11 protein-coding genes and 2 pseudogenes are annotated in these 12,482 nt (G+C 38.2%); 6 read left to right on the top strand and 7 right to left on the bottom strand.

Annotated elements, in window-relative coordinates; genetic code table 11:
• Positions 1-66: 66 nt before the first annotated feature.
• The 4 genes from ACOWPH_RS28085 to ACOWPH_RS28100 all read right to left on the bottom strand — a co-directional run bounded on the left by ACOWPH_RS28085 (position 67) and on the right by ACOWPH_RS28100 (position 1,568).
• Entirely contained in the window at positions 67-417 is a 351-nt protein-coding gene (locus ACOWPH_RS28085) for a DUF86 domain-containing protein (protein ID WP_015213382.1), read from the bottom strand.
• Positions 407-697, bottom strand: coding sequence for a nucleotidyltransferase family protein (locus tag ACOWPH_RS28090; protein ID WP_015213383.1), 291 nt, complete (start codon positions 695-697; stop codon positions 407-409). The genes ACOWPH_RS28085 and ACOWPH_RS28090 overlap by 11 nt, the downstream gene beginning before the upstream one ends.
• 254 nt (positions 698-951) lie before the next feature.
• Entirely contained in the window at positions 952-1,344 is a 393-nt protein-coding gene (locus ACOWPH_RS28095; RefSeq protein ID WP_015213384.1) for a type II toxin-antitoxin system death-on-curing family toxin, read from the bottom strand.
• Entirely contained in the window at positions 1,341-1,568 is a 228-nt protein-coding gene (locus ACOWPH_RS28100; protein ID WP_015213385.1) for an AbrB/MazE/SpoVT family DNA-binding domain-containing protein, read from the bottom strand. Before ACOWPH_RS28100 ends, ACOWPH_RS28095 begins: the two co-directional genes overlap by 4 nt.
• A 301-nt stretch (positions 1,569-1,869) precedes the next feature.
• Between ACOWPH_RS28100 and ACOWPH_RS28105 the strand changes: the two genes are divergently transcribed.
• The 6 genes and pseudogenes from ACOWPH_RS28105 to ACOWPH_RS28130 all read left to right on the top strand — a co-directional run bounded on the left by ACOWPH_RS28105 (position 1,870) and on the right by ACOWPH_RS28130 (position 6,047).
• Positions 1,870-2,055: a site-specific integrase gene (locus ACOWPH_RS28105; RefSeq protein WP_216087736.1), complete on the top strand. Its 186-nt coding sequence runs from the start codon at positions 1,870-1,872 to the stop codon at positions 2,053-2,055.
• Positions 2,056-2,154: 99 nt separating this feature from the next.
• Complete coding sequence (locus ACOWPH_RS28110) at positions 2,155-2,850, top strand: tyrosine-type recombinase/integrase (RefSeq protein WP_422665647.1); 696 nt, start codon at positions 2,155-2,157, stop codon at positions 2,848-2,850.
• Positions 2,851-2,989: 139 nt separating this feature from the next.
• The gene (locus ACOWPH_RS28115) at positions 2,990-4,159 is read left to right on the top strand and encodes a tyrosine-type recombinase/integrase (protein WP_422665648.1); all 1,170 of its coding nucleotides are present in this window, start codon (positions 2,990-2,992) and stop codon (positions 4,157-4,159) included.
• A 337-nt stretch (positions 4,160-4,496) separates the two neighbouring features.
• Positions 4,497-5,174 (top strand): annotated as a pseudogene (locus ACOWPH_RS28120) (DUF6262 family protein); the annotation flags it as partial.
• Between the two features lie 278 nt (positions 5,175-5,452).
• The gene (locus ACOWPH_RS28125) at positions 5,453-5,752 is read left to right on the top strand and encodes a Uma2 family endonuclease (protein WP_322112162.1); all 300 of its coding nucleotides are present in this window, start codon (positions 5,453-5,455) and stop codon (positions 5,750-5,752) included.
• A 58-nt stretch (positions 5,753-5,810) separates the two neighbouring features.
• Positions 5,811-6,047 (top strand): Uma2 family endonuclease, encoded by a 237-nt coding sequence (locus tag ACOWPH_RS28130; RefSeq protein WP_342342685.1) that lies wholly within the window; start codon positions 5,811-5,813, stop codon positions 6,045-6,047.
• A 55-nt stretch (positions 6,048-6,102) separates the two neighbouring features.
• On the opposite strand, the gene ACOWPH_RS28135 is transcribed toward ACOWPH_RS28130, so the two are convergent.
• The 3 genes and pseudogenes from ACOWPH_RS28135 to treY form a co-directional block, all read right to left on the bottom strand.
• Positions 6,103-6,735 (bottom strand): type I restriction enzyme HsdR N-terminal domain-containing protein, encoded by a 633-nt coding sequence (locus tag ACOWPH_RS28135; RefSeq protein ID WP_015213389.1) that lies wholly within the window; start codon positions 6,733-6,735, stop codon positions 6,103-6,105.
• A gap of 1,162 nt (positions 6,736-7,897) precedes the next feature.
• Complete coding sequence (locus ACOWPH_RS28140) at positions 7,898-9,418, bottom strand: trehalase family glycosidase (RefSeq protein WP_015213390.1); 1,521 nt, start codon at positions 9,416-9,418, stop codon at positions 7,898-7,900.
• A gap of 150 nt (positions 9,419-9,568) precedes the next feature.
• A pseudogene (treY, locus tag ACOWPH_RS28145) lies at positions 9,569-12,362 on the bottom strand (malto-oligosyltrehalose synthase).
• Between the last annotated feature and the right edge of the window lie 120 nt (positions 12,363-12,482).

Below are 12,482 nucleotides of genomic sequence, written 5' to 3' on the forward strand. Positions count from 1 at the left end.
GGAACATAAAGTTTCCTATTCCCTAAAACTTTAGTTCTAATTTTAAATTCCCAACTCCTCAAAAATTTAACCATCGCCAAATTCTTGTTGAAAAATAATCTCAATTTGTTCTTGCAGAAGTGGAACTTTATTTTGCACAATGTCCCAAATCGTTTCATTTTCGAGACTAAAATAAGCATGAGCTAAAATATCTCTTAAACCTGCTATTTTTCGCCACTCTACCGTAGGATAACGATTTCTAATTTCTGTCGGTACTTGCTTAATTGCCTCGCCAATAATTTGCAGATTTCGCAGCACAGCATCAAATCTTAACTCATCTTCAAAAAACTGGTCATAGCTGATACCTTCTGTATAACGCAAAACCTTGTGACAACTGTTCAAAATATCCTCAAAATATAGTCTGAGACTACGAGACATAGATTGCCTCTGTTTCAACAGCATCTCTAATTTGAGGCTTTAACATCTTCTTGCTAACTACATCTACGGGACATCCCAAACTATCCTCCAGAAAAAACTTTAAGTCCATGTAACAGTCAAACGTCACCTTGCCCTCAAACTCTACTAATAAATCAATATCACTTTTAGCCGTGGCTTCATCCCTTGCTACCGAACCAAATAAAGCCAGAGACTTTACACCATAACCACGAATTTCTGCCCCATGAGCTTTTAAAAAAGCGATTAAAGTTTCTCGTTTCATTTTTTTAATCCTCAAACATTTTTCACTCTAATAAATCGGAAATAGTCGGACACAATTAAATTGACTCGTTGAAAGAGGGAACACTTAAGTAGGTTGGCGTTAAAAATAGTCGTTGGGGCAGGGAGCAGGGGGAAAAAGGGTTTATTTACTTTTCTTCACACATTTTGGTTATCTCACGTCCACCTACTTAACAGGGAACAGAAAAATCGCTTGTTGTAATTAATTCTGTCGCATTACTTATCGTATCAAGTTATTCATAGCAATTGACCAGCATATTTTCCTAACCAAACCTGCAAAGCATTTTCGTCAATTTCCCCAGATGCTAAACTCTCCATCACTAATACTATCTCTTGCTCTGGTGCATTGAAACCATAAGCATTCACACCCAAAAAAACATACATCGCCATAAAAGCTGTACGCTTATTGCCATCCGCAAACAGATGATTTTTACACAAAGCAAAACCATAAGCCGCTGCTAATTCCAGGAGCGAAACTTCCGGCTGATAGGAAAACCGATGCCGGGGACGGGCTAAACTTGCTGCTAAATTAGGGCTATCTCTCACCCCAGATAACCCACCATACTGAGAAATCAAATCCTCATGGATAGCAAGCACCATCTGTTCAGTTAGCCAGGTTGGTTCATTCACTTAGCGAGTTCCTTCAATGCCTGACGAAACTTCTGGCTACCTTGCCGATAGATGGCCATTGCTTTCTCAAACTCAGGATCATAAGGACTAAGCTGGAGTCCATGTTCAGTTTCCGTCACAAATATGGTATCTCCTTCGGAAAGATTGAGTTTTTCTAACAACTCCTTAGAAAAAGTCACCCCTACTGAATTACCAATTTTGCGTAACTTTAAGGTTTGGATCATTAAACTTTCGCCTATGTAATTACGAGTGTAACTACTATCTTAGCCTTAAATTCCCAACGGGAGCAACTCCTGGCTTACGCCACGCGCTCTGCTATCGGCAGCTACGGTGTACACACAAGCCTTGCTCCCAAAGCAACTCAAAAATGTGATCCATGGTTATATACACGTAAATAAATCCCTTAAACAACATCAACAACGTTCTTGCAAGAGATTGTTGCACAACGTTGTATAAAGAGTTTACATATTTATCCAACAACGTATACAATGTTCACCCCCTTCAGAACCAAACAAGTGAGCATATATGCAAGTCAAAAAGGGAATAACAACCGAAGGAAAAGAAATTTGGATGGTTTTAAATGATGATTACTCTCCCGTAATTCCAATCTATGACTATCTGCGTTACTTAGAAAATAAAAATTACTCACCAAACACGATAAAAGCTTACGCTAGAAATCTGAAGCTTTATTGGGAGTTTTTGGAATCATGAGAAATTGATTGGATTCAGATAACAATTTTGAAGCTATCCGAATTTATACATTGGTTAAAAACTTCCTCATCAAAAATAATTAATTTATCTTCATCAAAGATGGGAAGAACAGAGAAGACTATTAATCATATATTAAAAACCGTTAAATTATTTTATGAATTTCAGACGAGATTGGGAGTTACTGAACCTATTAACTTCTACCACGCTAAAAGAATAGATCCTTCTAAATTGAAGTACAAATCGTTGTTACATCATACACAAAAAGGAATAATTAAAACCAATATTCTCAAATTGAAAGAACCTAGAACTTTCCCTGGATGCTTGACAAAAGAACAAGTACGTAAGTTGATTGATGCTTGTAACAATATTAGAGACAAATTTTTAATCTGCCTACTATACGAAACAGGGATGAGAATAGGAGAAGCATTAGGGCTAAGGCACGAAGATATCTTCTCTAAAGGAGTTAACGAAATTCATGTAACCTATAGAGATGATAATGCCAATCATGCTAGAGCCAAAACAGGAAGTAGAATAATTCATGTCTCTAAAGATTTAATGCGAATGTATTCAAATTATTTAGTAGATAATTATCCGGACGTTGACAGCGATTATGTATTTGTCAATTGTTGGAAACATCCATTGGGAGAAGCAATAACAAAATCCAATGTGGATAATTTATTTATTCGTCTAGCTACAAAAACAGGAGTTAAAGCTTATCCCCATCTTTTGAGACATACTCATGCTACAGAACTAATTAGAGCAAATTGGGATATGGCTATGTACAAAAACGGCTAGGTCATTCTGATATCCAAACAACAATTAATACTTATGTTCATCTCACTGATGAAGATTTAGCCTTAAAATATCAAGAATATTTGGAGAATCAAAATCATGATTGAATCTGCACAAATCAAATTTTCATCATCTCCATCTCTTGAATTCAACCCAACTGAATTTTTTTGCATCTGATATATGGACTGCTGAGAACTTAGGATTAAGAGTACATCCAGGTAACACGGAGAGTAAGTTATACTTTCATCGCATCAAGCAAAAATGGTTAAAAGATTTAGTGAAAAAATATATTTTTTATCGCAGCATCAATCTACAATTTTCCAGTCTTTGTAGAAATTTAAAAGCTCTCAAGAATTTTGGATTATTTTTAGCCAAGTTTTTGCCAGAATTAATCAATGCCAATCAAATTAATGAAAAAACTTTAAATGAATACTACATCTACTTAAAACAAAAGCAATTTAAACCGTCCCATTTAAAAAAGGAATTAATTACCCTAAAAGTGTTTCTAGATGTAGGTAATACTCAAGATTGGTTTAATGTTTCCTATAGATTTTTAAATGATTGGATAGCTACAGCAAATAGGGAGATAAAAGTAATACCTCGGTTTATTCCTAATGATGTACTTCAACAGCTTAACCAGCATCTTGAAGCTTTACCAGAACCAGTTCAACGAATGGTGTTAGTGATCCAAGAATGTGGATTGAGGGTAAGTGAGCTTGTTGGTCTAAATTTTAATTGTTTACAGGAAGATGCTAAAGGAGGATGGTTTATTAAGTTTATACGGTGGAAGATGAAAAAAGAAGATATTATTCCTATTTCCAATGAACTAGCCGGAGTAATTAAAGCACAACAAAACTACATTATTAAGGAACTAGGGCAGAATTACAAATACTTATTTTGCACAAGTAGCCAACATTTCAATAACAAAGATTTAGCAGATTTTAATCCTCAGCCCCAAATCATGATATCTCAAAGGTTTAATGACTATTTAAATTGGTTAGCTAAGAAGTTTGAAATTCGTGATAGCTCTCAAGAAATCTGGCATTTCCAAAGTCATCAGTTTCGTCATACTGTAGGAACTAAAATGATTAATAACAATGTTCCACATCATATTATTCAGCGATATTTAGGACATAGTTCGCCAGCTATGACTTCAGTATATGCTCGCATTATGGATTCTACTCTTAAACAAGAAATTAAAAATTATCATAGCAAAGTAGTGAATATTTCTGGACAAGTCATGGAATCAAAATTTCCCGAATTAGACAATGATACAGAACTGCAATGGATGAAAAAAGCAAGTTTTAGGTGAAGTTTTAGGTGAAGTTTTAGCTCATGGTTATTGTGCTTTACCTGCACATTTAGACTGCTCTAAGGGTAATGCTTGTCTTCAGTGTGGTGATTTTCGTACTACCAAAGAGTTTTTAGATAAACACAAAGAACATCAAGAACGTACTCGTAAAGCCTTGGAAGTAGCAACCAACAACAACTGGAAGCATCAAGTTCAAATTAATGAGGAAGTTCTAAGTAACTTAAACAAGATTATTGATGAGTTGGAGAAAGATTCTCATGAATGAGGCTAAAAATAAACGTTTAGCTGCTCTGAGTAATGCTGCTTTAGAGAAAAACGTTTAGCTGCTGAGGCAACAGATAAAGCTATTAGAAGCTTAACTATCTCAAATCAACCGATAACTGTAGCTAATGTAGCAAGATTAGCTGGAGTTTCTACTAGTTATATATACAAATACCCAGAGTTAAGAGAAAGAATTAACTCACTGAGAACACAACAACATCCAATTAGATTGTCACAAAATACAGCATCTATTTCTTCTCAGGCTACAGTAATCTATACTCTCCGGGAAGAAGTTAAACGATTAAATTCTCTGTTAATAAAGTCGAAACAAGATAATCAGTTACTGATTGGTCAAATTTATCAGCAACAAGATAGTCAAAAGCTAATTGAGCATTTACAGAGCGAAAATAAAAAACAAGCAGAACAAATACAGCAACTTCATCAGGAAATTAAATTAATCAATCAAGAATTGAAAATTTCTCCCCAAGATTTATTTGTTGTCAACCATCCTAGTCAATCTACTTCTGAAGAAATAAATCCTGTTAAAATGGTTGACAAGATTATTAATTCTGAAATAACATTTCAATTAGAGAAGATGGGAATTAAGCTCAATCCAGGATTAACTGAATTAATTGAATCATCAACAGAGGAACAAGTACAATATGCTATCGCGGTAGTCAAAGAAACTTTATCTAAAGGTACAAAAGTCAGATCAAAAGTTGGATTATTTAAAACATCATTAGCTTCTGTTTAAACACCCATAAGATTAGCTTTAAATATAGGCACGTTTAAAACAGATAAAGCCGCAATGATGTTCTACGTTGTGTAAACTCTGCATAACGTCAACCCCTTGTACAGTAGGCATTGTGTACGTTGTGGTGTATATAACCATGGATCACATTCTTCTAAATAACGCAGATCCTAGTTGGGGTGGAAATTTCAGGCTGAAGATGGGTTGTATTATCCAGTTCGGCAGTGATACCCGTTCACAGTACCTAATATCTCATCTTTGTATTGAATTTTGAGATTAAAATGAAAATCACACCCTGGATGCAAGGAAAACTCACCATGACAGTTACTACTGCTAAATGGAGTTTAGACGACTATCATCGCATGATTGAAATTGGCCTTTTAGCTAGTCGTCAGGTTGAACTACTTAATGGAAAAATTATCAACATGGTACCGGAAGGACCAGAACACGCACAAATTAATACTGAGTCTGCTGAGTATTTGCGGGAATTACTCGGTTCAAAAGCATTGGTAAGAGATGCAAAACCTATTACTATTGGTGAAAGTAATTCAGAACCAGAACCAGATTTAGCACTCTTTTGAACCACAGCGTGCTATTTATCGCAGTCGCCATCCTTATCCTGAAAATATATTTTGGTTAATCGAATATTCTAAAACTACCCTGAATAAAGATTTAGATGTAAAACGCAAAACCTATGCTGCTGCATCAATTCCTGAATATTGGGTAGTAGATTTAAAGAATCAACAAGTAAAAGTGTTTAGAGAGCCAATAAAAGCTGATTATTCCCAAGAATTAACCTTGACTTTAGGTGAAATATCTCCGTTAGCATTTCCAGAAATTAAAGTTTCTATTCAACGTTTACTAAAAGGGTTTTAATTTAATCATGTCTGTGATATGCCTAGCGACAGACATTATCAAACATAAACGATTCCTATGTCGCGCTGAACGCTATCGCCTCCATCCCCAAACGCTTCAATACCTGTAATACACTATAAAGCTCATTATCAGGATTTACCAAAGAAAACAGCCGCGAATTAGCATATTTATGTTCCAATACCTTTAAAAATAAAAACTCATTACCATTGGTAATCATGCCAAAGGTTGGTAGCACAGTTTCCTCATTACCCAACATATAAGCCAAAGCTTGAGGAATTGCGCGTGTCACTGCAAAATCACTCCGTTTTGATTCAATTACCAACAACCAAAGCCGATTTTTTAACACCAAAACATCAATCCGCCCCCGAATAATCGTTCCTTCATCCTCCATTTCTAAAGCCACACCCGTTTCTGTTTCAATCCTAAACGGTTTATGATAAAAACCAGCTAAATCTAACAAGGGCGCAAGTACCACCATCTTCACCGTATTTTCTAGCATTGGGGGATCATCCATCAATTCTAAAAAATTAGCCTTCACCCGATCTAATAAATGTTGCTCTTCCCCGTTCAAAGCCTCAAGCCCATCCAACCACTCAGGAAAAAAAGTAGCATCTTGAACGATTTGAATGCCAAAATTTTGCTTTAATTCCCGTAGCGTCACATCCTTGTCCGCAATAGATTGAACCATCTTGATATTTCTCCTGACGAAATTTTAGGCTCAAGTGTACAGAAAAAGCTATTAAGCCTGAAACCTTTGCTCCCGGATTTCTCACAAACAATGTAACCGCAATTTGTATAACCCGGATAGAGAATCGGTTTCAGGTATTTTTTACGGGGTTGATTTTTGATGCAGTGTAAAACTCCAGAATCCAGATTTTTTAAGGGTTTGAGAATTTTGCTGAGAAATCCGGGTGATCTAACTAAATTTTAGCTATAAAGTAGTATCGCCGCGCCTCAATAACCTACAAAACTAATTAGTAAACCATAGTATAAATCAAATCAACTGTTTTCAGTTAAGATTATAGATAGCGTAAATTGGGAAGTTGGATATGACAGTACATCAAAAGTTTAGTAAACTTACTAAAAATTTACCCCTTAGACAGAACAGCAAAGCTTGCCAATCAATTGCTAATCAAATATCTAAAAGAAAAGAAGAAATGAACTAGATGAATTATGTCAAGCTTTTAAAATATCTCAATCTCAATTAATGGATTTATAGGAGAAAAAATGTCTAATCATTCTGGTAGTTATATGCTTAACGAAATCTTGGAGTTAATGGAACTTTGAACAGATTTTTGGTTGGTTAGGTAAAGAAAAAACCCAATCTCTTGTTAGAAATATTACTAACACTGCGTGTCGAAAATATGACTGTAATAGTGGAGAAATTTTAGAGAATTTTACAGATCGCTTTGAGTTATGTTATGGCTGTCTTGCAGATAGCAAAGACCTTGAAAACGGACTTTGTGAGGTGTGCCGAAATGATATGGGATAGATTCAAAAAGAGGCAAGGGAGCTATCTTTTCAAAAACTGACCATTCTCGCGTTTGAAATAATACCAAGAAAGGGTAACAGGAAAATATAATCCAACGAGTTGAACTTGTCTTCCTCGACGATGTAAAAGTTTAACAGGAGTGCCATTAATTAATTTACGATTACAACCAAGAAAGGGGGGTAAACCCGGTGCTGATTAAGGATACTTTAGGTCATAGCAATTTAGCTATCACTGACAGGTATCTTAAGGCTAGACCAAATGATAGTAGTGCTTTGAAATTAATGGATGGATATTTGATAGACTTCAACCACCTTGTCACCCGTTAAGCAGCCTAGCCTAGTGCCCACCCTACAAAAACTTACCTCAAGGTTGCTAAGAGTTCCAGCACAACACCATTAGTCCAACCGAAGCCGACTTCGTTAGAACTGTAGCCAAAGCAGATTTCGTCGGAAACGTTGGCGGAACAGCGTTCTACATCGTATTTTTCTACTAAGATACCGCGACGCTCAAATTCTTTAATTACCATAGCCAGGAATTTATGAGCAATGCGATCGCCTTCTTGATGATACCCGTAACGATGCAATCCAAGGACTGCAATTAATGTTAAGGGTGCCCAGCCAAAAGGTGCATCCCATTGGTTACCCGTGACGCGGGTACTAGTAAATATTCCCCCTGGTGCTTCAAATAGCGAGAGATTTTCTACTATACGTTTGGCTTGCACTTCCGACGCGATTCCCATCCACAAAGGATAGAAGGTAGTTGCAAATTCGTAGTGGCGGCGTTTTTCGGTTTGAAAGTTATAGTCGAAATATATTCCCTTTTCTTCATCCCAGAGAAATTGATCGATGTGATCGCGTCGCACATCTGCCCGATCTCGCCATTGTTGCGCTAGTTGTTCATTACCTAGAATATCGTTGATTTGCGCCAAGTCTTGTTCCATTTGGTAAAGCAAGCTGTTGAGACAAACGGGCGCATAGTGGATAATATCGATACTAAAAGGCCCAAAGCGATTGCTGATATCAAAGCCAGATTCGCGCATAGTGCGATCGCCTTTGTAAAACAAATTGCTTAATTCGTCTGTCTCTCGGTCATAGTAGAGGCTGACATCATAATCTTCAATTTCAAATCTTTGGTAGTACTCCTTAACTCGTTCATAGTGGCTTTTTCCTTCTTCATCTCGTTCGGAAAATAAAACCTCTGGCGCTGGGCCTTCGCCTAAAGCATAATATCGTGATAAACCTGTGGTGGGGTTGAGGTGGGGCGGTACTACCCAGTAATAGTAAAATTGTTCTAAAAGCGGTATTGTTGACCTCAGCCACTCTTCATCTTGACTGTGCTGGAACATTGCCAAAACCATCAGGCTGAGGACTGGGGGTTGCGATCGCGACAGCATATAAGTACGGTTGGAATTGAGGATTGTGCCGTAATGCTGTACTTGGTAAAGTAGCTGATCAACTTGACTTTGGGCTAAATCCCATTCGCCATCACGTAACAGCCCCAGTAAAATAAAGTAGCTGTCCCAGCCATACATTTCATTAAAGCGTCCACCAGGGACAACGTAAGGGCCTGGTAGATATAGTAAACCATGTTCTTCGATGGCTTCGGCTTCGGGGGGTAGGGTACGAATTTCAATTTGGCGGATATCTTCTTTTGAAAGCGATCGCTCTAAGACAGACTGAACATTGGGACAATCTTCTCTAGGGGAAATGTAAATAATCCAGGGGCTATCTGGTTTGTGTTCTAGTTTGGCATCTTTGATAGATTGCAGTAAGTGTTCGTGCGATCGCGTTAAGGTTTTCCAGGTTTTTTTGATATATGTTCGTACAGCGTCAATTTGTTTGCTGGTGAATGGCGATTGGGTGGAAGTTTGAGGTGTCATAAGTAATTAATTAATGGGAAATTTTTCTCACGCAGAGGCGCAGAGGCGCGGAGGAGAATACAAGATTGAATCGCCCATAGGAATTTCTCTGTGTTCTCTGCGCCTCTGTGGTTGTTTAACCCGACGAAAGGGTTTAGCATTGCTAAACCCCTACGCACTCACTAACAAAGCTACGGGAAAATGCGCCAGGGCTGCGCCAATGGATAATGTTTCTGTAGCCTGTAAGGATTGCTGAGTTAGCAGGTTTTTCCAGGTTGCGGAAGTTCCTTTGGGTAATTGCAGGTGTGTATCTTGCCATACTGAATCACCTAAGGGATATTCTCCAGGCTGAATGAGGCTAGTCAGAAAACGCGGGGCGATCGCGATCGCTGTTTGATTGTCTTGTCTTCTAGCAAAGGCGATAATGTGATTGGCGCGGGTTCCATGAATTTCTAATGGCAGATATTCACCGTCTTGGAATAATTGCAGATAGTCTATTCTGGCTTTCAGGGCTTGCACTGTTAAAAATAGTTTGATTCTACCATCTGTTTTCTCGGTGAGTAATTTCTGAATTAAGCTGAGGATGTCGGTTTTGATTTGCTGTTGAATTGTACTTAAATAAGCACGTCGCTGTTCAAAATCTACGGGGCGGCGGTTATCTGGATCGACTAAACTGAGTTCCCAAAGTTCGGTTCCTTGGTAAAAGTCTGGTACACCAGGGGCTACTATTTTTAAGAGAGTTTGAGAAAGGGAATTGAAGATGCCATAATCGGCAATACGCTGTTGAAACTCACGAAAATCTGCGAGAAATTCTTTGGAGATGGAGGAGTCTAGTACTTTCTCTACAAAGGATGTACAAGCTTCTTCATACTCGTTATCCGGACGCAACCATGCTGTATGCACCTTCGCTTCCCGAATCGATTTAATGATGTATTCCTTTACCCTTTCCCCAAAGGATGATTGTTCATGTTCAGCGAAGGGAAACGCCCCGACTAGTGTTTGATAGAGAAAATATTCATCATTGCGATCGGGCATAGCTGCACCTTGGCGTTTGCTTTTTTGCCCTTGATTTATGCTACTCCAAGTGTTTACCTGCTGTTCCCACTGATCGGGAATTTCTGATAGCACATTTAACCTGGCGCGGACATCTTCACCCCGCTTGGTGTCGTGGGTGGCGGTGGTGTTCATGGTGTGAGGCCAGTTTGCTTGGTGTTTTTGGTTAAATTTATGGAGTTCGTTTAGGGATATCCCAAAATGACTGGGATTTCCACCGACTTCATTGAGGGAGATAAAGCGATTGTAGGAATATAATGTGGTGTCTTCTACGCCTTTTGCCATCAGAGGCCCGGTGTATTGCTGCATCCGCATGACAAAATATAGCCATTGTTCGCTTTCTGTTTGAGTCAGGGAGTCATCAAACTCTAGCAGCATCAGCTTGGCGATAAAATCCATCTCATGCTGTAACAAAGGCGCGATCGCTTGGGCTTGGCGAATTACTTCTTGAATACAAGCGCGATCGCTTTCTTGGATGCCATCGGGTGTAATATAGGTGCGGTAAATAGGGAAGAGAGTGAGAATTTCTGCGATCGCTCTTTTGAGTCCGTTGACTGTAAAATCATTGCCAAAGCGATATTTGCTGGAAATATTCTTTAACAAAATCGCCAGATTATCAACGTCACCTGCTAAGTTCTTTTCGAGAATCAGGTGTTTGTTCTTGTTGACAAGCGATGCATAATCTGATTTTGTACCGATAAATTTTTGATAAATCTTATCGAATTGCGATTCTTTTTCTGCTTGACAAAATACACCATTTACATAATTTAAAAAGTCATACCCCGATGTGCCTTCAATGCTCCAGTTTTCTGGTAAATCTTCTGTCAGTTCCAAGATTTTTTCTACTGTGATGTAAACATCACCCATCTTTTCTTGGAGTCTTTCTAAATATTGCTTAGGGTTATAAAGTCCGTCAATATGATCAATGCGTAAGCCTGTAAATTTGCCTTCTTCTACTAACTTTTGAATTAAGCTATCGGGTGTTATTAAAAACCCGCATTTCTTCAACTTTTACAGAAATGAGTTCGTTAACAGTAAAGAAGCGGCGGTAGTTCATTTCCTCTGCACCTACTTTCCAGAAAGCGAGGCGATAAAATTGGTCGTTGAGGATGTCATCTAGTAAGTTGAAGCTTTCAGAAATACCTGGTTCTCCATTAAATATTTTCAGGTTTTCATCGATAAAATCGCGGATATCATCGTTAGTAGTGTAAGTTTCCCAAATTAAACCTTTAATAAAGGCGATTTGGTCTTGACGTTGTTTACCAGCAACCTCTGAGGGAACATTTTTTAGAATGTAGAGAATCCCTAATAACTTAATAAAATCGGGATGATTGCGTCCGAGAGTGCGGGTAAGTTTGCCAAGATTATGGCTGATAAATTTGGTGTAAGACTCTAACCGCAAGGGCAATTTTAAACTGTAATAATTGACAGTTAAACCGTTTTGTTCATATTGTAATTGAATGTCTCCCTTTTCTAAGGAAACACCGTAAAAGTCTCCAAGTAGGGGAGCGAGAATTCGCTGTTCGCGATCGCCAAAGGGAACATTCCAGCATAAATCGAAGTAGTCAGTATAGCTGGAATCTGGTCCATGTTCTAATACATCCATTAAGTAGGCGTTTTCGCTACTATAAGCCATGTGGTTGGGTACAATGTCTTGTAACCAGCCCATACCAAGGGATTGCAGTTCGCTGACTAAGGAATCAAAGGATTCGGTAGTACCTAGTTCGGGATTGAGTTGAGAAGCATCGACTACATCATAGCCATGCGTACTGCCGGATCTAGCTTTGAAGATCGGGGAGGCGTATAAATCGGAAATGCCTAAATCTGCTAGGTAAGATGCGATCGCTTTGGCGTTGTCAAAGCCAAATTGAGATGTAAATTGTATTCGGTAAGTAGCTTTAGGAATTCGCATAATATTGTTATTTCAACTGGAAAATCAGGGTAATATTCTTTCGGCGTTGCTGATTTAAAGTATGAATTTTTATCACGCAGAGGCGCGGAGGCGCAGAGAGGAGGAGTTTGAGAAACTAAA

Source organism: Anabaena sp. PCC 7938 (genome assembly GCF_049315035.1).
Taxonomy (GTDB): domain Bacteria; phylum Cyanobacteriota; class Cyanobacteriia; order Cyanobacteriales; family Nostocaceae; genus Anabaena; species Anabaena cylindrica.